The 21,704-nt window shown below is 78.4% G+C and carries 19 protein-coding genes and 1 pseudogene; 8 read left to right on the forward strand and 12 right to left on the reverse strand.

Annotated elements, in window-relative coordinates; translation table 11 throughout:
* Nucleotides 1-94: 94 nt before the first annotated feature.
* Both Q0848_RS08760 and Q0848_RS08765 read left to right on the forward strand, forming a co-directional pair.
* Nucleotides 95-757, forward strand: coding sequence for a TrkA family potassium uptake protein (locus Q0848_RS08760; RefSeq protein WP_299036715.1), 663 nt, complete (start codon nt 95-97; stop codon nt 755-757).
* 115 nt (nt 758-872) lie between these two features.
* The gene (locus Q0848_RS08765; protein WP_299036716.1) at nt 873-1,577 is read left to right on the forward strand and encodes a TrkA family potassium uptake protein; all 705 of its coding nucleotides are present in this window, start codon (nt 873-875) and stop codon (nt 1,575-1,577) included.
* A gap of 50 nt (nt 1,578-1,627) precedes the next feature.
* Here the strand turns inward: Q0848_RS08765 and Q0848_RS08770 are convergent, their stop codons facing one another.
* The 4 genes and pseudogenes from Q0848_RS08770 to dut form a co-directional block, all read right to left on the reverse strand.
* Nucleotides 1,628-2,485, reverse strand: coding sequence for a DUF3159 domain-containing protein (locus tag Q0848_RS08770; protein WP_299036717.1), 858 nt, complete (start codon nt 2,483-2,485; stop codon nt 1,628-1,630).
* The gene (locus Q0848_RS08775) at nt 2,482-2,982 is read right to left on the reverse strand and encodes an OB-fold nucleic acid binding domain-containing protein (protein WP_299036718.1); all 501 of its coding nucleotides are present in this window, start codon (nt 2,980-2,982) and stop codon (nt 2,482-2,484) included. Before Q0848_RS08775 ends, Q0848_RS08770 begins: the two co-directional genes overlap by 4 nt.
* A 294-nt stretch (nt 2,983-3,276) precedes the next feature.
* Nucleotides 3,277-4,227: a DUF3710 domain-containing protein gene (locus Q0848_RS08780; protein ID WP_299036719.1), complete on the reverse strand. Its 951-nt coding sequence runs from the start codon at nt 4,225-4,227 to the stop codon at nt 3,277-3,279.
* 197 nt (nt 4,228-4,424) lie between these two features.
* A pseudogene (gene dut, locus Q0848_RS08785) lies at nt 4,425-4,892 on the reverse strand (dUTP diphosphatase); the annotation flags it as partial.
* A gap of 71 nt (nt 4,893-4,963) precedes the next feature.
* On the opposite strand from dut, the gene Q0848_RS08790 reads away from it, so the two are divergent.
* Entirely contained in the window at nt 4,964-5,524 is a 561-nt protein-coding gene (locus tag Q0848_RS08790; RefSeq protein WP_299036721.1) for a DUF3093 domain-containing protein, read from the forward strand.
* A 69-nt stretch (nt 5,525-5,593) separates the two neighbouring features.
* Here Q0848_RS08790 and Q0848_RS08795 read toward each other — a convergent pair whose 3' ends face one another.
* Nucleotides 5,594-6,424 carry an oxidoreductase gene (locus Q0848_RS08795; protein WP_299036722.1) on the reverse strand — a complete coding sequence of 277 codons (831 nt, stop codon included), beginning with the start codon at nt 6,422-6,424 and terminating at the stop codon, nt 5,594-5,596.
* Nucleotides 6,425-6,681: 257 nt separating this feature from the next.
* Entirely contained in the window at nt 6,682-6,984 is a 303-nt protein-coding gene (locus Q0848_RS08800) for a DUF4193 domain-containing protein (protein ID WP_299036723.1), read from the reverse strand.
* A 532-nt stretch (nt 6,985-7,516) separates the two neighbouring features.
* Here Q0848_RS08800 and Q0848_RS08805 point away from each other — a divergent pair.
* Nucleotides 7,517-7,711: a hypothetical protein gene (locus Q0848_RS08805; protein ID WP_299036724.1), complete on the forward strand. Its 195-nt coding sequence runs from the start codon at nt 7,517-7,519 to the stop codon at nt 7,709-7,711.
* Nucleotides 7,712-7,790: 79 nt separating this feature from the next.
* Here the strand turns inward: Q0848_RS08805 and Q0848_RS08810 are convergent, their stop codons facing one another.
* Both Q0848_RS08810 and Q0848_RS08815 read right to left on the reverse strand, forming a co-directional pair.
* Entirely contained in the window at nt 7,791-8,648 is an 858-nt protein-coding gene (locus tag Q0848_RS08810; RefSeq protein ID WP_299036726.1) for an inositol monophosphatase family protein, read from the reverse strand.
* Nucleotides 8,645-9,862, reverse strand: a complete 1,218-nt coding sequence (locus Q0848_RS08815; RefSeq protein WP_299036727.1) for a ferrochelatase — start codon at nt 9,860-9,862, stop codon at nt 8,645-8,647. Before Q0848_RS08815 ends, Q0848_RS08810 begins: the two co-directional genes overlap by 4 nt.
* Before the next feature lie 160 nt (nt 9,863-10,022).
* Between Q0848_RS08815 and sepH the strand changes: the two genes are divergently transcribed.
* Nucleotides 10,023-11,636: a septation protein SepH gene (gene sepH, locus Q0848_RS08820; RefSeq protein WP_299036728.1), complete on the forward strand. Its 1,614-nt coding sequence runs from the start codon at nt 10,023-10,025 to the stop codon at nt 11,634-11,636.
* A gap of 108 nt (nt 11,637-11,744) precedes the next feature.
* On the opposite strand, the gene Q0848_RS08825 is transcribed toward sepH, so the two are convergent.
* From Q0848_RS08825 to Q0848_RS08835, 3 genes are all read right to left on the reverse strand, one after another.
* Nucleotides 11,745-12,398, reverse strand: a complete 654-nt coding sequence (locus tag Q0848_RS08825) for a thymidine kinase (protein WP_299036729.1) — start codon at nt 12,396-12,398, stop codon at nt 11,745-11,747.
* 92 nt (nt 12,399-12,490) lie between these two features.
* The gene (locus tag Q0848_RS08830) at nt 12,491-13,642 is read right to left on the reverse strand and encodes an alkaline phosphatase family protein (protein WP_299036730.1); all 1,152 of its coding nucleotides are present in this window, start codon (nt 13,640-13,642) and stop codon (nt 12,491-12,493) included.
* Nucleotides 13,639-14,319 (reverse strand): DUF5998 family protein, encoded by a 681-nt coding sequence (locus Q0848_RS08835; RefSeq protein ID WP_299036731.1) that lies wholly within the window; start codon nt 14,317-14,319, stop codon nt 13,639-13,641. The genes Q0848_RS08830 and Q0848_RS08835 overlap by 4 nt, the downstream gene beginning before the upstream one ends.
* A gap of 151 nt (nt 14,320-14,470) precedes the next feature.
* On the opposite strand from Q0848_RS08835, the gene Q0848_RS08840 reads away from it, so the two are divergent.
* Nucleotides 14,471-15,487, forward strand: a complete 1,017-nt coding sequence (locus Q0848_RS08840) for an FkbM family methyltransferase (protein ID WP_299036732.1) — start codon at nt 14,471-14,473, stop codon at nt 15,485-15,487.
* A 31-nt stretch (nt 15,488-15,518) separates the two neighbouring features.
* Here the strand turns inward: Q0848_RS08840 and Q0848_RS08845 are convergent, their stop codons facing one another.
* A complete protein-coding gene (locus tag Q0848_RS08845) occupies nt 15,519-18,206 on the reverse strand; it encodes a GNAT family N-acetyltransferase (RefSeq protein ID WP_299036733.1) in 2,688 nt (895 codons plus the stop codon).
* A gap of 166 nt (nt 18,207-18,372) precedes the next feature.
* On the opposite strand from Q0848_RS08845, the gene Q0848_RS08850 reads away from it, so the two are divergent.
* Nucleotides 18,373-19,011: a nitroreductase family protein gene (locus tag Q0848_RS08850; RefSeq protein WP_299036734.1), complete on the forward strand. Its 639-nt coding sequence runs from the start codon at nt 18,373-18,375 to the stop codon at nt 19,009-19,011.
* Between the two features lie 30 nt (nt 19,012-19,041).
* Nucleotides 19,042-21,564, forward strand: a complete 2,523-nt coding sequence (locus tag Q0848_RS08855; RefSeq protein ID WP_299036735.1) for a DNA topoisomerase (ATP-hydrolyzing) subunit A — start codon at nt 19,042-19,044, stop codon at nt 21,562-21,564.
* Nucleotides 21,565-21,704 lie beyond the last annotated feature (140 nt).

Below are 21,704 nucleotides of genomic sequence, written 5' to 3' on the forward strand. Positions count from 1 at the left end.
ACCGCTCCGGTCCGCCGGGGAGCGCCGGCCCCCGGTCGGGGGCCCGGGCACCCGACCGGGCGGACGGCCGCTCCCGCAGGAGTAGCGTCGCGCCGTGCACTTCGTCGTCATGGGCTGCGGGCGCGTCGGGTCGACCCTCGCGGTCGCCCTCGAGCGCCACGGCCACTCCGTGGCCGTCGTCGACAAGGACCCCCAGTCCTTCCGCCGCCTCGGCACGGGCTTCGAGGGCCGCACGGTGCAGGGCGTCGGCTTCGACCGCGACGTGCTGCTGGAGGCCGGCGTCGAGGACGCCTACGCCTTCGCGGCCGTCAGCAGCGGGGACAACTCCAACATCCTGGCCGCCCGGGTGGCCCGGGAGGTCTTCGGCGTCGAGAACGTGGCGGCGCGGATCTACGACTCCGCCCGCGCGGAGGTCTACGAGCGCCTGGGCATCCCGACCGTCGCGACGGTGAAGTGGACGGCCGACCAGATGGTCCGGCGCCTGCTCCCCCGCGGCGTGGTGCCGGACTACACCGACGCCAGCGGGTCGGTGCACCTCGCCGAGGTCTCCGTGCCGCCGTCCTGGGTCGGCACCCGGCTGACCGACCTCGAGCGGGCGACCTCCACCCGCGTGGCCTTCGTGACGCGCCTCGGCTCCGCCCGCCTGCCGAAGCCGGACACCGTCCACCAGGAGGGCGACGTGCTCCACCTGCTCGTGCCCGACGCCGCCGTCACCGAGGTCGAGAAGGTCCTCGACGCCGGTCCCGACCCGGAGTAGCCGCAGCGACCCGCTGCGGGCCCGGACCCGCAGCGGCCACGACCCGGCCAGCGCCTCCCCCGGCGGCGCGCCGCCGGCGTCCCGCCCCATCCCCACCACCCCGCGAGGAGGCGCCGTGCGCGTGCTCATCGCCGGCGCGGGCAGCGTCGGCCGGTCCATCGCCCGCGAGCTGCTCGCCGGCGGCCACGACGTCCTGCTCGTGGACCGCAACCCCGAGAACGTCGGCCGGGCGTCGGTGCCCGGCGCGCGCTGGCTCCTCGCCGACGCCTGCGAGATCGGCTCGCTGTCGGGCGCCGGGCTCGAGGCCACCGACGTCGTGGTCGCGGCCACCGGCGACGACAAGGCCAACCTCGTGGTGTCCCTGCTCGCCAAGACCGAGTTCGGCGTCCCCCGGACCGTGGCCCGCGTGAACAACCCCAAGAACGAGTGGATGTTCGACGAGGCCTGGGGCGTCGACGTCATGGTGTCCACGCCGCGCCTGATGACGGCGCTGGTGGAGGAGGCGGTGGCCGTCGGCGACGTCGTGGAGGTCTTCTCCTTCCGCGGCGGCGCCAAGATGCTCGGCTACACGATCCCCGACGCCTCGCCCCTGGCTGGCTCGGCCGTCGGCGGCATCTCCTGGCCGCCGGACACCGTGCTCGTCGGCCTCGTGCGGGGCGGGCGCCCCCTGGCGCCCACCGAGGACGACGCGCTCGAGGCGCGCGACGAGCTGCTGCTGCTCGCGGGCGACGAGGACGAGGAGGAGCTGCGCGAGATGCTCACCCCCGGCCGCTGGCAGCGCGACCCCGCCGGGCACACCGGCGGCGCCGAGCTCGTCTAGCGGCCCCGCCCCCACCGCTCCTCGGGTGCGGTGGGGCGTCGGGGGTGCGCCTAGCCCTCGTGCCGCTGCGGCTCGGCGGTGGCCCCCGGCGCGGGTCCGCCGTCGCCGTCGCGGTCCTCGCCGTGGTGCCCCGCGCGGGGGACCCCGCGCACGAGCACCCACGTCACGTAGGCGGCCAGGCCGAAGAGCGGGAAGCCCATGACGACGCGCGCGGTGCCGAGCGCCGCCACCTGGTCGGCCAGGTACAGCGGCCCCTGGACGAGCAGCCGCAGCGCGAAGACGGCGATCCAGACCCAGGTCACCTGCACGTACACGCGCAGCCGGCGCGGGTCGTCCTTCCAGGCCAGGCGCTCGTCGGTCAGCAGGCCGAGCACGAGCCCCAGGACCGGCCACGGCCCCCGCGGGACGCGCAGGCGCCGTCCGCGCCCCAGGGGCACGGAGAAGGCCGGCGTCCGCAGCGTCGAGACCAGGTAGGCGCCGGCGTAGACGACGTTGACGAGCAGCCCCAGGGCGAAGAAGTCGCGCGCCTCCCCCGTGCGCGAGGCGACGAGGGCGCACACCGCCACGCCGAGGAGGCCCGACAGCGCCTGACTGGGCGAGCTGCGCGCCAGCAGGCGGAGCACGACGAAGAGGGCCGAGGCGGCCAGTGCGGCGTAGATCGCGGTGCGCAGGTCCTGCAGGAGGCTGACGACGACGACGAAGACGACGCTCGGCAGCGCGACCTCGGCCACGCCGCGGGGCCCGCCGAGCGCCTCGGAGACCGAGAAGTCGGGACCGAGGGCCGCCGCCAGGCCGGAGCGCCCCTGCGCCGCCGTCACCGGGTCGGGCCCGGGTGCGCCCGCCGTGACGTCGGCGGCGCGGTCCTCGCGCGGCTCGCGGGCGCCCCGGTCCGGGGTCGCGGGGGTCACGAGCGCGCCGGCGCGGCCGTGGGCAGGAGCTCGTACCGCGGGTTGTACATGACGGCGTGGTGGTCCACCACGCTGACCAGCCCCTCGACCTTGATGCGGCGGCCGGCCTCGACGCCGGCGATCTCCCGGCGCCCGAGCCAGATGACCGACAGCGCGCCGGAGCCGTCGAAGACCTCGGCCTCCAGGGCCGGGGTGCCGGCACGGGGGCGCAGGGTCACGCTGCGCAGCGTCCCGGCGACGAGGACGCGGTGCCGGTCCCCGAGGAGCGCGCACGGCCGGCCGCCCTCGCGGGCCGACTCGGCCTGCTCGGCCACCGCGTGCATCTCCTCGCGGCTGCTGAAGCGGGTGACCGCCTGGCGCAGCCCGTCGAGACCGCCTCGCGGCGCCGGGAGGGCGCCGTCCTCGCGCTCGCCGGGAGCGGCGCCCCTGCCCGGGGACAGCCCCAGCCGTTCGCGCGTGCGTCCCACGACGTCGTCCTCCTCGTCGACCCGGGTCATCAGCCCGGATCGTCAGCCCAGATCGCCGGCCCAGACGGCCACCGGCACGAGCCGGGGCCACGACCCGCCTGCGGTCGCCCGGCCAGCGTAGGCGCTCCTCCCGCCCCCGCCGCGCGCCCCTCCACCACCACCCGGATGCGCGTCCGGGCCCGCCGGCGCGCGACCGGACCGGAACGCCCGAGGACCCCCGGGCCCCGGGCGGGCTCGGGGGTCCTCGGGCGAGGCGTGCCGCGCGGACCCGGGGGGTCGGCCGATCGGCAGCTCAGCGGGTCAGCAGCTCAGCGGGTCAGCAGCTCAGCGGGTCTCGGTGGTCTCCGGGCCGCGGTGGAACGGGTCGAGCGGCCCGAGGCCGTCCTCCGCCACGCCGCCGTCGGCGTCGGCGGGGACCTGCTGCTCGCCCCCGGGGGCCGGGGAGGCCGGGACCTGGCTCGAGGGCCCCTGCTCCCCCGCGTCCTGCGGGTCCTGCGGGTCGCCGTCCGGCGCGGCCGCACCGGCCGGAGCGCCCTGGGGACCCGTCGGCCGGGCCTGGTCCTGCGGCGGCAGGCGCAGCGGCAGCATGTCGCGCGGGGCCATGGCCTCGGCGCCGCGGTCGACGACCACGGCGCGCAGGAGCGCCTCGAGCGGGGCCGCGGCCTCCTGGTCGACGGCGGCGCGCCCCCCGAAGACGGCGCGCACGAACCAGCGGGGGCCGTCGACCCCGGCGAAGCGGACGGCGCGGTGCCCCGTGCGCCCGTCCTCGGTGCGCACCGGCACCCGCGCCAGGACCTCGGGCCCGAAGGCGCCCTCGGCGTCCTCGCTGGCCCCGCCCTGACGGCTCACCTGTCCGCGGATCTCCCCGCGGATCTCCGCCCAGATGCCGTCCGTGCGCGGCGCGGCGAAGGCCTGCAGCTGCAGCGTGGACGGCCCCAGGACGATGACGGCGCCGATGACGCGCTGGGTCTTCTCCTCCAGCTCCAGGCGCAGCTCCATGCCCTGGACCGCCGGCAGCCGCAGGGCCCCCAGGTCCACGCGCGGCCGGGCGAGGTCCTCCTCGGAGACCTCGGTCAGGTCGAGAGGGCCCTCCTTCCGGCGGCGGGCCTCGCGGGCCAGGGCCGCCGTGCGGACGCGCTCGGCCTCGGCCTCGGCCGCCACGCGGGCGGCGCGGTCGGCGACCGCCTGCGCGTCCTCCTCCTCAGCAGCACCCGCCCCCTCCGCGAGGGGCGCGGTCTCCTCGACGGGCTGGTCCTTGCTGCGGCGCCACTTCACGGCTGCTCCTCCCCGGCGGCGCGCGGGCCCCCGGCGGTCGTCTCGGTCCGGCCGGCGGCGGTGGTGCCGGCCGGTGCGGTGGTCGTGCTGGCCGGTGCGGTGCTCACGCGGTCCCCCGGCGGTCCGCCGGTCCCTCCGACCTGGGCGCCCAGGGTGGCAGACGCGGGCCCGCCCGCTCCCGGTGCGGCGGCGGTCCAGCCGCCGGTGGACCCGTGGCCGCGCTCCCCGCGGGGGGAGCCCGGCAGCTCGTCGACCACCGCGAACGTCGCGCGCGCCACGCGCTGGACGACGAGCTGGGCGATGCGGTCGCCCCGCCGGACGGAGAACGCCTCGTCGCGGTCGGTGTTGACGAGCGTCACGAGCACCTCGCCCCGGTAGCCGGCGTCCACGGTGCCCGGCCCGTTCAGGGTCGTGACGCCGTGGCGCGCGGCGAGGCCGGAGCGCGGGTGGACGAAGGCGGCGTACCCCTCGGGGAGCGCGACGGCGACCCCCGTGGCGACGGTGGCGCGGCCGCCGGGGGGCAGCTGCACGTCGTGCCTCGCGAGGAGGTCGGCCCCGGCGTCGCCCGGCTGGGCGTAGGCGGGCAGCGGGAGGTCGGGGTCGAGGCGGCGCAGGGCCACGGGCACGACCTCGACCGCCTCGGCGGACGGGCCGCCGACCGGCACCGGGGGGACCTCCACGGGCGCCGAGCCTAGCCCCGCGACCCGGCCGCCCGGCCCGTGCGAGGCTTCTGCCCGTGGCAGATCCGGAGGACGCAGCAGGGACGCCGCGCGAGGCGTCCGCCGACGCGGGCGCCGCACGGCCCTCCCCCGCCGGGCGGCCCGGCCGCGGGGCCGCCGACCGCCCGGACGCCGACGTGCTGCACGCCGAGCGCGTGTGGCCGGGCCCCGGCACCTGGGTGTTCGCACCCGTCCTCGCCGCGCTCACCGGGATCGCGGCGGCGCCGCTCGGCACGACCGTGGTCGTGGCGGCCGTCCTGGTCGTGGGCGCGGTCGTCGTCGTCGGGCTCGTGCGCAACTCACCACGGGTCGTCGTCACGACGACGGAGCTGCGCGCCGGCGGCGCCCGCATCCCCCGCAGCGACCTCGGCGCCGCCAGCGGCTACGACGGCGAGGACGCCCGCCAGCAGCGGGGGCCCGTCCTCGACGCCCGCGCGCACCTCGTCATGCGCGGCTGGGCGGACGGCGTCGTGCGCGTGGAGGTGGTCGACCCGGGCGACCCGACGCCGTACTGGCTGGTCTCGACCCGCCGACCGGCCGACCTCGCCCGGGCGCTCCAGCCGTCCACGGCCGCCTGAGGGGCGTCCTCGCGGCCGTCCCGGGCCGCGGCGCGCGCCCGGGACGGCTCCGCTCGGTCCTCGAGGTGCTCAGTCCTGGAGGTCGGTGCTGGCGCTGAGCTCGCGCCACGCCTCCAGCTCGGCCCGCTGGGCGTCGAGCACGGCGCCGGCCGCCGAGAGCGCGTCCGTCCCGAGCAGCAGCAGCGCCGGGGGCTCGGGCGACGTGATCGCCGTGATCATCGCCTCCGCCGCCCTCGCCGGGTCCCCGGGCTGGGTGCCGTGGACGGTGTCGTTCTCCTTGCGCCGGGGCCCGACGGTCTCGGCGTAGTCCGCGATGGGCGCCGACGCCCCGGTGAGGGAGCGGCCGGCGAAGTCGGTGCGGAAGCCCCCCGGCTCGACGGCCATGACCGCGACGCCCAGCGGCGCCAGCTCCTGGCGCAACGAGCCGGACATCCCCTCCAGCGCCGCCTTGACGGCCGCGTAGTACCCGGACCCGGGCGGGCAGACCCGCGCGCCGATCGAGGAGACGTTGACGACCGCCCCGGACCGGCGGGCGCGCATCCCCGGCAGCACCGCCTTGACCATCGCCACGGCGCCGAAGAAGTTCGTGTCGAACAGGCGCCGCACGTCGGCGTCGTCGCCCTCCTCGACCGCGCCGCGGTACCCGTAGCCCGCGTTGTTCACCAGGACGTCGACGCCGCCGAAGCGCTCCTCGGCGGCTCGCACCGCCTCGGCCACCTGCGCCGCGTCGGTCACGTCCAGCGCCAGCGCCAGGGCCGTGCCCGGGTGGGCCGCGACGAGGTCCTCGACCGCTGAGACGTCGCGGGCGGTGACGGCCGCGGAGTCCCCGCGGGCCAGGACCGCCTCGGCCAGGGACCGGCCCAGGCCGGTGGAGCATCCGGTGATCAGCCACGTGGTCATGGCCCGAGTCTCGCGAGCGGAGCGCTCGCCGTCACCTCGGAGCGTCGAGGGGCCGCGCGGAGGAGCACCGGGCTGGGGCGGGTCCGGGCGAGACGGCGGCGCGACCGGGCCTTCCACCGGCAGGACGGCCGCAGGACACCCACCAGGGCCCGCAGGACGGCGACGGGAGCCCTCAGGACGGCGACGGGGGCCGGCGCCCGTCGGACGGGCGCCGGCCCCCGTGCAGGCCGACCGGTCGGAGCGCGCGGGCGCGCCCGTCAGGCAGCGCACTCCGTGCACACGAGCCGGCTCGCGGTCGACTCGTCCGCGAGCTGGCTCCGGTGGTGGACCAGGAAGCAGGACGAGCAGGTGAACTCGTCGGCCTGCCGGGGCAGCACCCGGACGGACAGCTCCTCGTTGGACAGGTCGGCGCCGGGGAGCTCGAAGCCCTCGGCGGCCTCGGTCTCGTCCTCGTCGACCTTGCCCGAGCTCTGGTCGGCGCGGCGGGCCTTGAGCTCCTCGATGGAGTCCTCGTTGAGCTCGTCGTCGGTCTTGCGCGGTGCGTCGTAGTCGGTGGCCATGTCGTGCGTCACGCTCCAGGTCGGTTCGTCGTCGGTGCTGGTCGGGCTGGCGCTCGTGCTCGCACGGGCACCCTCGCGCCCGCCGCGGCGAGCACGGCGCCGAGGGTCTCGGGCGCACGCTGGTCGCCGCGGTCGGCGGGAGCCCCACCGTGGGCCCCAACGTCCGAGGGACGCTCCTGATGCCCGTGCTGCGCACCCGCGCGACGGCGCATTGTGCACCACCCGTGCCCGGTGGACACGCCGGGTCACCACCGGTCTCGCCGGGAGGACGCCGGCGCCACGGCCGGCTCCTCGGGTCGGCGGTGCCCGGACCGGGCTCGCGGACCTCTTCGGTGACCGGCGGGTGGCGCGGCGGTGACGGCCCGGTGGACGCCCGACGACCCCTCGCGAGGTCGGCCGGGAGGCCGGGGACGGGGGGCGCGCGAGGGGCCCGCTCCCGTCTACGCTCGACGGGCAGCCGGTCCCCGCCGCGCTGCGGGACGCAGTCCCCAGACCCGCGCGGCACCGCCGCGCCCGCCCCTGCGGAGGTGTGATGAGCGAGTTCGCCAGCAACGTCAACGAGCGCGTGCGAGAGGCGCAGAGCGCGCTCGACCACGCGCGCGCCGAGGGGGACGACTACCTCGTCGGCGTGCACACCGGCCAGCTCGAGTCCCTCGCCCGCCTGGCCGAGGAGAACGACGTGGCGCTCCCCGCCGCCGAGGTCGAGGCCGAGCGCGCCACGCGCTGAGCCGTCCTCGCGCGGCGGGTGCCGACGGCGCCGCCACGCGGCGCCGTCGGCACGAACGGCCTCCTCGCAGGCGCCTGCGCTAGACGGCGTCCTCGCGCAGCGGGTCCAGGCCCGCGACGAGGTCGCCGAGCGTCGCGGCCAGCCCCGGCGCCGCGGCCAGGCAGAACCGGTCGGACGCCTGCTCGTGCGGAGCCAGCCCCCGCACGACGGCGCCGGCCTCCGCGGCGACGAGCGCCCCCGCCGCGTGGTCCCAGGGCTGCAGCCCCCGCTCGTAGTAGGCGTCCAGCCACCCCGTGCCCACCGCGCACAGGTCGATCGAGGCGACGCCGGCGCGCCGGATGTCGCGCACGTGCGGCAGGACGCCCGAGAGCACCCGGGCCTGCGCGGCGCGGCGCTGCGGCGTGTAGCCGAACCCGGTGCCCACGAGGGCCTCGCCGAGGGGCACCTCCGCCGGCCCGCGCAGGGGCTCACCGTCCAGGCGGGCGCCCCCGCCGAGGGACGCCGTCCACGTGCGCCCGCTGACCGGCTCGTGCACGCAGCCGGCGACGACGGTCCACGTCGTGGGGTCCGGGCGGTCGCCGGGCGCTCCCCCGCCGACGACCGCGGCCACGCTGACCGCGTAGCTGGGCAGCCCGTAGAGGTAGTTGACCGTGCCGTCGATGGGGTCGACGACCCACGTGACGCCGCTCGTCCCGCCCGCGGCGCCGCCCTCCTCCCCCAGCAGCCCGTCCTGCGGTCGCTCCCCGAGCAGGAGCTCGGTGAGCAGCGCCTCGCTCGCGGTGTCCATCGCCGTCACGACGTCGGTGGGGCTGGACTTGGTCGCCAGGACCTCCAGCCGCTCCGGGCGGCCGCGGTGCACGAGCTCACCGGCGGCGCGGGCGGCGCGCTCGGCGAGCGCGACCAGCTCGGCGCGCTCGGCGGCTGCGGGGGCGCTCACGCGCCGCTGCCCGGGGTCGCGGCACCGGACTCGACCAGGGCGCGGGCGCCCGGCCAGTCCCGACCGCACGCGGCCGGCTTCTCGCGGCGCAGGTTCGGGCAGCACCCGACGGGGCAGACGTCGTGCGAGGGGCCGACCGACCCGGCCGAGGGGCGCGGGGGCGCCTCCTGCCCCCCCGCCGCGGCGCGCTCCACGGCGGCGCGCTCCACGACGAGGTCGACCAGGGCGGCGACGAAGGCCGGGTCGGTGCCCGCGGTCCCCGCGCGCTCCATGGGCAGCCCCAGGCGCTCGGCCGTCTCGCGCGCCTCGGTGTCGAGGTCGTAGACGACCTCCATGTGGTCGCTGACGAAGCCGATGGGGGCCACGACGACGCCGGGGACGCCCCGGGCCGCGAGCTCCTCGAGGTGGTCGTTGACGTCCGGCTCGGTCCAGGGCTGGCTCGGCGGCCCGCTGCGCGAGCAGTAGACGAGCGCCGACGGGAGCGCCGCCCCGCCCGCGCGACGCCGCACGGCGTCGGCGACGACCTGCGCGACGTCCTCGTGCTGGCGCACGTAGGCACCGCCCTCGGGGCCGGCGGAGTCGGCCATCGCGGTGGGGATGGAGTGCGTGACGAAGACCAGCTCGGCGCCCGGGCGCGCGGCCTCGGGCAGGCGCTCCCAGGCCGCGGCCACCGCGTCGACGTTCGCCGCGACGAACCCCGGCGCGTCGAAGTAGTGGCGGATCTTGTCCACCTGCAGGTCGCGGCCCTCCTCGGCGAGCTGCACCAGCGCGCCCGCGACGTCCTCGCGGTACTGGCGGCAGCCGGAGTAGGAGGCGTAGGCGCTCGTCGCGACGACCAGCACGCGGCGGGCGCCGTCCTCGTGCAGCTCGCGGAGGGCGTCGGTGACGAAGGGGGCCCAGTTCCGGTTGCCCCAGGCGACCGGGACGTCGAGGCCCCGTGCGGCGAGGTCGGCGCGCAGGGCGGCCAGCAGCGCCCGGTTCTGGTCGTTGATGGGGCTCTTGCCGCCGAAGTGGTGGTAGTGCTCGGCGACGGCCTCGAGGCGCTCGTCGGGGATCCCCCGCCCGGCCGTCACGGTGCGCAGGAAGGGCATGACGTCCTCGTGCCCCTCCGGTCCCCCGAAGGAGAGCAGGAGCAGGGCGTCGTAGGGCGCCAGGGGCGAGGAGGAGCCGGGAGCGGGTGCACCGGGGGCGGCGGGGGTCTCGGGAGAGGGCACGCGCCCATGGTGCCAACAGCCCGCCCTCGTCCGCGCGCGGTCGGCGCCCGGTGGCCCGCGCGCGACGGCGTGCTCCTGCTCCTCGCGCGGGCGCGCGCTGCGCGGCCGCGGCCCGTGCGCAGGACCCGCCGCCGGGCCTCGCCCACGCGCGGGCGCGGAGGTGGCAGGCTGCGCCGCAGCGACGACCGGCGACGAGCGCCGGCGCGCCGAGCGGGCGGAGGGGCGGACGACGATGCAGGACCTGACGCTCGTCGGGGCGGACGACGACGGGGAGCACCTCGTCCTCGCGACCCCCGACGGCACCCGGTTCCGCCTCCGCGCGGACGACGCCCTGCGGCTCGCCGCCCGCCGGGGCCGCCCGGCGCCGACGGCTCCGGGGGGCCCGCCCGCGCCGCTGACGCCCCGGGAGATCCAGTCCCGGCTGCGCGCCGGCGAGGACGCCGCGGAGATCGCCGCCGCCACCGGCACCGGTGAGGAGCGGGTGCGCCGCTACGAGGGTCCTGTGCTCGCCGAGCGCGAGCACGTCGCGGCGCAGGCCCGCGTGCTCCCCGTGCGCTGGCGCGACGGGTCTGGACGCAGCCCGGCGCTGGAGGACCTCGTGGCCGAGCGCCTCGGCAGCCGGGGCGCCGAGGGCCCGCCGGCCTGGGACGCCTGGCGCCGCGAGGACGGCGCGTGGCTGGTGCAGGCGGTCTTCCGGGCCGGCGCGCGCGAGCGCCGCGCCACGTGGTCCCTGGACCTGCGCAGCGCCCACCTCGAGGCGCTGGACGACGAGGCGCGCTGGCTCTCCTCCGTGGACGTCGCCGAGGGGGCCGTCCCGCCGCCTGGGCCGGCGGTCCCGCGCCTGGCGGCCGTCCGCGAGGAGGTCTACGACGTCGACGAGGCCGGCACCGCGCTGCCGGCCGGCGGCGGCCGGCGCCGCGACGCCGAGGACAGGTCCCCCGTCGACCTGGCGCGCCGCCGCGGCGAGCGCGCGGACCGGGACGAGCCCCGCGGCGAGACGCGTCGCCGGGCCCGCGAGGAGCCCGGGGCGGCACCCGAGCAGGAGCCGGCGGAGCGGGACGAGGACGTGGCGGCGCGCGAGGAGGCCGACCGCCGCGAGCGCGCCGGGCGCACCCTGGACCTGCTGGAGCACCTGCGCGGCCGTCGCGGGCGGCGCCAGCCGCTGGCCGACCCCGACGACGAGGAGCTCGAGGCGCTGACGTGGGCCGAGCTCGAGGCCCTCACGAGCGAGGCGGGCCCGGCGGTCGGTGGCGCGGCCGGCGCGGAGGACGGGTCGGTGCTCGGCGAGGACCCGTGGGACGCCGCCGGCGAGCCGCCCGCCGCGCACCCGCCGGCGTCGCGTCCCGAGGAGGCGCTCGACGACGGCGTCCTCGCCCTGGAGCCGCTGGACGGCGTCGCGGCACCGGACGGCGGGGCTCCGGCCGAGGACGCCGACGCGGCCCCCGACGAGGAGACGGCTGGTGCGGACCGCGACGGCTCCGAGGGGGAGCCCTCGGCGCGCTCGCGCCGCCGCCGGCGCCGCGGCCAGAGCGCGAGGGCGAGCGAGGAGGAGGGCGTCCCGGGCCAGGAGGAGCTGATGCCCGAGCCGCCCCGACCGACCAGCCCCCGACCGACCGGCGCGGACCGCGCGCGGGACGAGGACGGCGCCGCCGCGGCCGAGGGGTCCGCGTCGCAGGACGACGGCGAACCCGCTCCCCCGCGCCCGGCGCGCCGCGGGGCGCGGCCCAGCGTGCCGAGCTGGGACGACATCGTCTTCGGCCAGAAGCGCGACTGACCGCTGCTCCCCGGCCGTCCGCTGCTCCCCGGCCGTCCGCTGCTCCCCGGCCCGCCCGCTCCCCGGGGGGGCGCCGCCGGGGAGCGCAGGTCGCGCGTCGGGCGCGGCTCAGCCGAAGGGCAGGACGTCCGGGGACATCGCCGCGACGGAGGCGACGGCGGCGGTGTGCCCGCGCCGGTGGTGGCGCCGGCACAGCACCTCGTAGCCGATCTCCGGCTCGCCGCTGCCTCCGCCGTCGACGTCCCCGACGACGACCTGCTCACCCTCGACGACCATCACCCCGTCCCGCGTGCGGGCGTTGTGGGTGGCCCGGGCCCCGCACCAGCACAGGGCCTCGACCTGGAGCACCTGCACGCGGTCGGCCAGCTCGAGCAGCCGCTGCGAGCCGGGGAACAGGCGCGTGCGGAAGTCGGTGGTGATGCCGAAGGCGAAGACGTCGACGTCGAGCTCGTCGACGACGCGCGCGAGCTGCTCGACCTGGGCGGCGGAGTAGAACTGCGCCTCGTCGCAGACGAGGTAGTCCACGCGGGCGCCGCGCGTGCGCTGGAGCCCCACCTCGGCCCACAGGTCGGTGCCGTCGTCGACCTCGAGGGCCGTCCGCCGCAGTCCGAGGCGGCTGGACACGACCGCCTGGCCGGACCGGTCGAAGCGGGTGAAGACCAGCCCGCCGCGACCCCGCGCGGCGTGGTTGTGGTCCATCTGCAGCGCCAGCGTCGACTTGCCGCAGTCCATGGTCCCGGAGAAGAAGACGAGCTCGGCCACGGGCGACCATCCTGCCCGAGCGCGGGTCCGCCTCCGGACACCCCTCGGCCTCTGCCGCCGGAGACGTCCGGGGCTGCGCCCGCGCCGGCGCGTCAGCCGGTGCGGGCCCCGGCGACCACGAGCAGCGGCACGTGCGTCTCGTCGTCCGTGCGGCCGCCGTGCATGCCCACGAGCCCCTTGAGCTGGGGGCGCTGGGTGCGGGAGTCGTGCACGGAGGTCCCGGGCGCGCAGGACACGACGACGTCGCCGATGCGGGGCAGGACGCGGTCCGCCACGGGGCCGAACCAGCCCGCCGCGACGGCGTCCTCGCGCAGGAGGACCTGGGCGCCCGGGCCGAGCCGGGCGCGCCAGCGGGCCAGGACGGCCGGGGCCTCGCCGGGCGCGCAGTAGAGCATCGGCGCCCGGGGCTCCCCGCCCGACAGCGGCACGCCCAGGGCGAGGTCGCCGTCCTCGGCGAGGTCCAGCCGCGCCGGCCCGGGCGGGACGTCGACCATGCCGTGGTCGGCGGTGACGAGCAGGAGGGCGTCGGCGGGCATGCGCCGCGCGAGCTGGCGCACGGCCAGGTCCACGTCGGCGAGCTCGGTGTCCCAGGCGTCGGTCTGCCAGCCGCGCTCGTGCCCGGTCTTGTCCAGGTCGCCCCAGTAGACGTAGACGAGCGCGCGCGGGGAGGCGCGGACGGCCGAGGCGGCGGCGTCCACGCGCTCCTGGAGGGACCGCGCGGCCACGTACCGGGGCCCGCGCAGGGCCGCCTCGGTGAGGCCGGAGCCGGCGAAGTGCGGCGGACCCACGTGGGTGCACGGCACCCCCGCAGCGACGAGGTGCTCGAAGACCGTGGGCGCGGGCTGCCACTGCCGGGGGTCGACGGCCGGGTCCCAGGCGAGCTCGTTGAGCAGCGCGCCGCGGGAGGGGTCGAGCACCTCGTAGCCGACGAGGCCGTGCGCGCCGGGGAGCAGGCCGGTGCCGAAGGAGCCCATGGACGTCGCCGTCGTCGAGGGGTGCCCGGCGCGCAGCACGAACCCGCCCTCGCGCAGCTCGCCGAGGGACCCGGCCGTGCGCCCCGCGGCGGCGAGCAGGCGGTCGCCGAGCCCGTCGACGAGCAGGACGCACACGCGGGCGGCGGGCGGGAGCGCGATGCCCACGGGCCGCTGCGGCGCGCCGAGCGCGGCCGCGGCGGCGGGCAGGACGTCGGCCAGGGCTCCCGCGGGAGGCGCCGCCGCGCCGCCGCCGCCTCCCGGAGGGGTCACGACGACGCGCGGCCCGCCGTGGCCGCCGAGAGCGCCCCGGCGAAGCGCAGGGCGCGCGCCACGGCGTCCGCCCCGTCGGCGGCCGCGCTGACGCGCAGGACGACGTCGTCGCTGGACAGGGAGCCGCTGTAGCCGTGGTCGGCGTCGCACTGCGGGTCGGCGCAGGAGGCCGGCTCCAGGTCGAGCCGCTGCACCGAGCCCCAGCCGATCGTGACGGTCAGCTCCGCCGCCGGGTCCCCGCCGCGGTAGAGGTCGGGGCGCGAGACGACGTGCGAGAGCACCACCGAGCGCACCTGCGAGAGCGGCACCGCCTCCGTGGACGCCGCCGCGGCGTGCGAGCGCGGCCCGCCGGTGCCCCCCTCGACGAGGTCGGTGCCGTCGTCCGCGTGCGCGACGACGAGGCGGGTGGGCGTCAGCACGACGACGGTGACGTGGCGGCGCACCTCCTCGCCGTCGAAGGTCGTCTCCTGGTGGACCAGGTGCGCCCGCGCCTCCTCCCCGCCCAGCGCGACGGCGACGACGTCGGAGACCAGGGCCGGGTAGTAGCCCGCGTGCTCGACGGCGCGCCGGAGCTCGGGCGCCAGCGAGTCGCCGGGGGTCTCGCGCGCGCCCCTGCCCCCGGAGGGGCCGGAGCGGCCAGCGGGTCCGGACGAGCGGGGATGGCGTGACGTCGGCACGGCCCGCATCGTGCCACCTGGCGCCGACAGGGCTCGTCCTTCGCCGCACCCGCCACCTCCCGGAGGCCGCGCGCCCGCCCGCCCCCGGGCCGCCACGGTCCGTCCTGCGCGGATCTCCCGGGCGGGGGGGCCGGCGGCTAGCGTCGTCGGCGTGGAGCACGAGAGCGCCCAGGAGCCGGCCGCGGCGCCGGGGCAGCAGCCGGCGGACGAGCGCGCGGCGCGGCGGCGGGACCGGCGCAGGTCCTGGTACGGGGCCAAGCGCCACGTCAAGCGCGCGGCCTCCGTCCCGGTCGCCTCCCCGATGCTGCACGCCGTCGTGCGGGCGCGCCGCGGGACCGCCGCGGCGAGCCGGCTCCCCGCCCCGATGACCGTCCGCCGGGTGACCGGCCGGGTGGCCGGCCACGAGTTCACGATGCTCTCCCCCGCCCGGTGCGTCGTCGCCAAGGAGCTCTACTGGGGCGGCGGGCGCCGGCCCGGCGGCGCCGACCAGCTCGCCCTCGAGGTCTTCGCGCGGCTCGTGCCCGGGGCCCGGACCGTGCTCGACGTGGGCGCCTACACCGGGGTCTTCTCGCTCGTCTCGGCGCTGGCGGAGCCGGCCGCCCGCGTGCACGCCTTCGAGCTGGTGCCCGCCAACGCGGTCGCGCTGGTCGACAACCTCCTCGCCAACGACCTGCTGCCGCACGTCGAGGTCCACCTCGCCGGGGTCGGGCGCGACGGCGGGGTGCTGCGGGTGCCCTCGGGCCGCGGCGGGTCCGCGCTGCCCGACTTCCTGTCCTCGGCCGGCGAGGTGGAGGACGGCGTGCTCGTGCCCACCACCTCCCTGGACGCCCTCCTCGACCGCACGCCCGGGGGCACCGGCGCCACCGTCGTCAAGATCGACGTCGAGGGCGCCGAGGGGGAGGTCCTCGCCTCCGGGCGCCGCCTGCTCGAGCACTCCCGCCCGGACGTCCTGTGCGAGCTGCTGCCGGCCGCCGACGCGGGCGCCGTCGAGCGCGCGCTGGAGGGCCTGGGCTACCGGGCGCTGCTCGTGACCGACGACGCCCTCGTCGAGCACGAGCGCCCGCACGCCGACCCCGTGCACCGCGACTGGCTGCTCACGACCCGCACGCCGCAGGAGCTGGCGGACCTGGGCCTCCCCGTGCGGCCGCGGGGCGCTGCGGGGGCCTGACCCGGGGGCGTCGGCCCCCTCGCCGGCCGGCTCAGCGCAGGACGCGCCGGGAGCCCGTGTCGGCGCGCCGGCGCGAGACCCGCTCGAGGCGCACGCGCGCGAGCAGCACCGTCAGGCCCTGCTGGGAGACCACGACCGGGCTCAGCGACATCTCCGCCACCTCGGGGAGGTCGTCGGCGAGCACGCTGGCACGGGCGATCAGGTCCTCGAGGGCGGCGACGTCGAGGCGAGGGCTGCCGCGGTAGCCGAAGAGGCGCGGCGCGGCGCGCACCCCCCGCACGAGGTCGGCGACGTCCCCCGTCGTCAGGGGCGGGATGCGGTGGGCGAGGTCGCCGAGGAGCTCGGTGGCGTCCCCCGCCAGCCCGAAGGAGACCAGGGGGCCGAAGAGCTCGTCCTCCATGGTGCTGACCGTCACAGCCGCCCCGGGCGGCGCCATGCGCTGCACCAGCACGGGCGCCCCGGCGACCCCGGGCTGGGAGGTCAGGGCCCGCCAGTCCCCGCGCAGCTCCTCCGGCGAGCCGATGTCGGTGCGCATGCCCCCGAGGTCGCGCCGGCGGCGCAGGGCGCGGTCGGCGAAGCGCAGGGCCAGCGGGTAGCCGATCTCCTCCGCGGCCGCCAGCGCGTCCTCGACGCCGCCCACGACGTGCGAGGGCTCCAGGTGGATGCCGTAGCAGGCCAGCAGCCGGCCGGCGGCGGCAGGGCCGAGCTCGAGCGCGACCCGGCCGTCCTCGTCGGGGGGCAGGCCCGCCAGGGCCGCGTCGACGACGGCGCGCGCCGCGTCGACGTCGACGCCCTCGGGGGCGACCCGGGGTCCGGGGTCGCGCTGGCGCCACTGCGCGTAGCGGACGGCGGACACCAGGGCCCGCACCGCGTCCTCCGGGCTCGGGTAGGCCGGCACGACGCGCGGCCGCCCGTCCGGCCCCGGGGCGGACAGGGACTCGTCGACGCCGTGCATGCCGAGGAAGCAGGCCACGGTGGTGCGCTCGGAGGCGGCCGCGGTGCGGGCCAGGGCGCGGGCGACGTCGGCGTCGACGACCCCGAGCGGGGGCGCGAAGCAGGCCACGACGGCGTCGACGTCCTCGCGCGCGAAGACCTCCTCGACCGCCCGGGCGCACTCGGCGGCGTCGGCCTCGGGGTGGACGGACAGCGGCGGCTCGGGGACCTGCAGCCCCCAGCTGAGCAGCGCCCCGGACGCCAGCGCACCCAGGGCGGCGGAGTTGCCGACGACGGCCACCCGCTCCCCCGCCGGCAGCGGCTGCGCGACGAGCAGCTGGGCGGTGTCGAAGAGCTGGTGGATCGTCTCGACCCGGATGACGCCCGCCTGCTTGAGCATGGCGTCCAGGGCCTCGCCCGGCGCCCGCGAGGCGCGCACGGCGTGCCCGGGCGGCGCCCCCCCGGTCGTGCCCGACTTGACGACGACGACCGGCTTGGCGCGCGAGAGCCGCCGGGCGATGCGTGAGAACTTGCGCGGGTTGCCGACGCTCTCCAGGTAGAGGCCGACGACGCGCGTGCGCGGGTCCTCCTCCCAGAACTGCATGAGGTCGTTGCCGGAGACGTCCGCGCGGTTGCCCGCCGAGACGAAGCTGGAGACGCCCAGGCCGCGGCGGGACGCCGAGGAGAGCACCGCCACCCCCAGCGCGCCCGACTGGCTGAACAGGCCGAGGCCGCCCTCGGGGGGCAGGTCCGGGGCCAGGGAGGCGTTCAGGCGCAGCTGCGGGTCGGTGCTCAGCAGCCCGAAGGAGTTGGGGCCCACCACGCGCATCCCGTTGGCCCGCGCCAGCCGCACCAGGGCCCGCTGGCGCTCCAGGCCCTGCGGCCCCGTCTCGGCGAAGCCGCTGGAGACGACGACCACGCCGCGCGCGCTCACCAGGGCGGCGTCGCGGACCACCTGCAGGACCGACTCCGCCGGCACGGCGACGACCACGAGGTCCACCGGCTCGGGCAGGTCGCGCAGGCTCTCGAAGGCGGTGACGCCCTCGACGGCGAGCGCCTCGGGGTGCACGGCGTGCAGGCGCCCGGTGTAGCCGCCGCGCAGCAGGTCGCGCAGCAGGACCCCGCCGACCGACCCCGGCCGGCGGCTCGCGCCGACCACCGCCACCGAGCGGGGCGTCAGCAGGGCCTCGAGGCTGCTGGCCTCGGCGCGGTGCTCGCGGGCGGCCGTCACGGCCAGGGACCGCTCGGTCGGGTCGATGTCGAAGCCCAGGCTGACGACGCCGTCGTCGTAGGCGTGCGTGACCTCGTAGCCGGCGTCCTGGAAGACGCCGGTCATCTTGCGGTTCTGCGGCAGCACCTCGGCCACGAACCGGTGGATGCCCCGCTCGCGCGCCGCCGCGGCCAGGTGCTCCAGGAGCACCGAGCCCAGGCCCCGGCCCTGGTGGGCGTCGGAGATGTTGAAGGCGACCTCCGCGGTGCTGCGCCCGCCGGAGCCCTCGTCCAGGCGGTCGTAGCGCCCGATCCCGACGATGTCGTCGCCGATGGTGGCCACGAGGGCCACCCGGTCGAGGTGGTCGACGCGGGTGAACCGGCGCAGGTCGCGCTCGGACAGCCGCGGCATCGCGGAGAAGAAGCGCAGGTAGACCGACTCGGCCGACTGGGCGACGTGGAAGCGCTGGAGCGCCTCGGCGTCCTCGGGCGTGATGGGTCGCAGGTGCGCCGTGCCGCCGTCGCGCAGCAGCACGTCCGCCTCCCAGTGGCGCGGGTAGCCGGGTGCCTCCTCCACGCCTCGGAGAGTAGCGGCGGCGGCTGACGGCGACCGGGACCCGCGCCCCGCCCCCCGACGCGCCGCCCCCCGACGCGCCGCCCCCGACGGCCCCGCCCTCCCCCGGCCTCCGTAGCCTTCCCCCGCCGTCCCCCCGGCGCGCCGACGACGAGAGGCCACCAGGTCCGTGGAGCTGCCCGACGTCGTCCGCGCGCGGCGCGCCTGCCGGTCCTTCGACGCCGGCGCCCCTGTGCCGCGCGGGCTCCTGCGCGAGCTGGTGGACCTGGCGACGCGCGCCCCGAGCGCCGGCGCGTCGCAGGGCTGGGACTTCCTCGTGCTCGCCGGCCCCGGGGACGTCGCGCGCTACTGGGCCGCGACGACCGACCCCGTGCGCCCGCCCGACCGCTGGCTGCGGGGCCTGCGCACGGCCCCCGCGCTCGTCCTCGCCTGGAGCCGCGAGGAGGCCTACCGCGAGCGGTACGCGCTGGCGGACAAGGCCTCCGGGGACCACGCGCCGGCGGACCCGGCGGCGCGGTGGCCCGTGCCCTACTGGCACGTCGACACCGGCATGGCCGTGGCCCTGCTGCTGCTGGGCGCCGAGCACGCCGGCCTCGGCGCCTGCCCCTTCGCGGTCCCGACCGCGCGGGTGGCCGCCGTGCGGGAGGCCTTCGGCGTGCCGCCGGACCGGGTCCCCGTCATGGCCGTCGCCCTCGGGACCCCGGCGCCGCACCCGGACGGCCCGCCGCCCGGGGGCCCGCGCGCCTCCCGCCGGCGCCCGCTGGACGACGTCGCCCACGACGGCCGCTTCGGGACGCCGCTGCGCTGACCGGGGCGGAGCGTCCGCGAGGATGGGCCCATGGCACGCCGCACCTCCGCCCCCGCCGGCCCGCCCCCGGGCGAGGGCCGCGTCGTCGACATCGACGTCGCGGCCGAGATGGAGGGCTCCTTCCTCGAGTACGCCTACTCCGTCATCTACGCCCGGGCGCTGCCCGACGCGCGCGACGGCCTCAAGCCCGTGCAGCGCCGGATCCTCTACGCGATGGCGGACATGGGCCTGCGCCCGGAGCGCGCGCACGTCAAGTGCAGCCGCGTCGTCGGCGAGGTCATGGGCAAGCTGCACCCCCACGGGGACACGGCCATCTACGACGCCATGGTGCGGATGGCGCAGCCGTTCAGCCTGCGGCTGCCCCTGGTCGACGGCCACGGCAACTTCGGCTCGCTCGACGACGGCCCCGCGGCCGCCCGCTACACCGAGGCCCGCATGGCGGCGTCCGCCTCGCTGATGGTGGCCGACCTCGACGAGGACGTCGTCGACCTCGTCCCCAACTACGACGGCTCGCTGCAGCAGCCCGGCGTGCTGCCCTCGGCGCTGCCGAACCTGCTCGTCAACGGCGCCAGCGGCATCGCCGTCGGCATGGCCACCAACATGCCGCCGCACAACCTCGTCGAGGTCGTCGCCGCCGCGCGCCACCTCATCGAGCGCCCGGACGCGACGCTCGAGGACCTCCTGCGCTTCGTGCCGGGCCCCGACCTGCCCTCCGGGGGGCGGATCATCGGCCTCGACGGGGTCCGCGAGGCCTACGCCTCCGGCCGCGGGACCTTCCGCACCCGGGCCACCACGCGCGTGGAGCAGATCACCCCGCGCCGCAAGGGCATCGTCGTCACCGAGCTGCCCTACGGCGTCGGCCCCGAGCGCGTCGTCGAGAAGATCGCCGACGCGGTGAAGTCCCGACGCCTGCAGGGCGTCTCGGACGTCCAGGACCTCACCGACCGCGAGAGCGGCCTGCGCCTGGTGGTCGAGGTGAAGTCGGGCTTCGACCCGGACGCCGTGCTGGAGCAGCTGTACCGCCTCACGCCGATGGAGGACTCCTTCGGCGTGAACAACGTCTGCCTCGTCGAGGGCCAGCCGCGCACGCTCGGGCTGCGCGAGCTGCTGTCCGTCTACGTCGAGCACCGGCTGGACGTCGTGCGCCGCCGCAGCCGGTACCGCCTGCGGCGGGCCTCCGAGCGCCTGCACCTCGTCGAGGGCCTGCTCGTCGCCGTCGCGGACATCGACGAGGTCATCGCCGTCATCCGCTCCAGCGACGACGCGGCCGCGGCCCGCGAGCGGCTCATGACCGTCTTCGAGCTGAGCCAGGCCCAGGCCGAGCACATCCTCGAGCTGCAGCTGCGGCGCCTGACCCGCTTCTCCACGCTCGAGCTCGAGAGCCGGCGCGACGAGCTGCGCGCGACCATCGCCGAGCTCGAGGCGATCCTCGGGGACGAGCAGCGCCTGCGCGGCGTCGTCTCCGACGAGCTGGCGGAGGTCGCCCGCGAGCACGGGACGCCGCGGCGCACGGTGCTGCTGGAGGCCTCCGGCGCGACCGCCACCGCGGCGCGCGGCGCGCGCGCACGAGGCCCCGCGGCCCCGCTGGAGGTGCCCGACTTCACCTGCTGGCTGCTGCTGTCGGCCACGGGCCTGCTCGCGCGGACCTCCAGCGCCGCCGACGGCGACGCCCCCGCCCCGCCTCCCGTGCCGGCCGGGCTCCCCGGTGCCGACCGCGCGGCGCACGACGTGGTGGTCAGCGCGGTGCGGACGAGCGCGCGCGGCGAGGTGGGCGCCGTCACGAGCCGCGGGCGCGTCCTGCGGCTGCCGGTCGTCGACGTGCCGGCCCTGCCGCCGGTGCACGGGGCGCCCTCGCTGGCCGGCGGGGCCCCGCTCGTGGACTTCACCACGGGCCTCGAGCGCGGCGAGCGCGTCGTCGGGCTCGCGCGCCTCGACGTCCCCGAGGGCGGCGGCGGGCTGGCGCTCGCGACGGCGGGCGGGGTGGTGAAGCGGGTCGCGCCCGGCGAGGCGCCCGCGCGGGAGGAGTTCCCCGTCGTCGGGCTCCGGGACGGGGACGAGGTGGTCGGCGCCCTCGACCTGCCCGACGACGACCGCGACCTCGTCCTGGTGACCAGCGACGCCCAGCTGCTGCGCTTCCCCGTCACGGCCGTGCGCCCCCAGGGCCGGGCCGCCGGCGGGATGGCCGGCGTGCGGCTGGCCGCCGGCGCCCGCGTCGTCGCCCTGGGGGCCGTAGCCGCAGGGGACGAGGCGGACGCCCGGGTCGTCACGGTCGCCGGGTCGTCGAACGCCCTGCCGGGCACCGAGAACGGCACCGCCAAGGTGGCGCCCTTCACCGAGTACCCCGCCAAGGGCCGCGGCACCGGGGGCGTGCGCTGCCACCGCTTCCTGCGCGGGGAGGACGCCCTCGTGCTCGCCTTCGTCGGCGCCGGTCCGGTGGTGGCCGGGGCGTCCTCGGGCGCCGCGGTGCCCCTGCCGGAGGAGGTCGGGCGCCGCGACGGCTCCGGCGCGCCGCTCGGCCAGCCCGTCGTGGGCCTCGGCGGGCGGGTCGGCTAGCTGTACTGCCCAGGGACGTTGGTCGGGTGAGTGCGACGTGAGCGTGTGAGCGCGTCGTGACGTGGGTGAGGACCTCCCGGTGTGGAGTGGGACTGCTGAAGGTTCCGCACCACGACCAGGAGGTCCTCGTGTCCCACGCT

The organism is uncultured Pseudokineococcus sp., assembly GCF_947495735.1.
In the GTDB taxonomy this organism is placed as follows: Bacteria; Actinomycetota; Actinomycetes; order Actinomycetales; family Quadrisphaeraceae; genus Pseudokineococcus.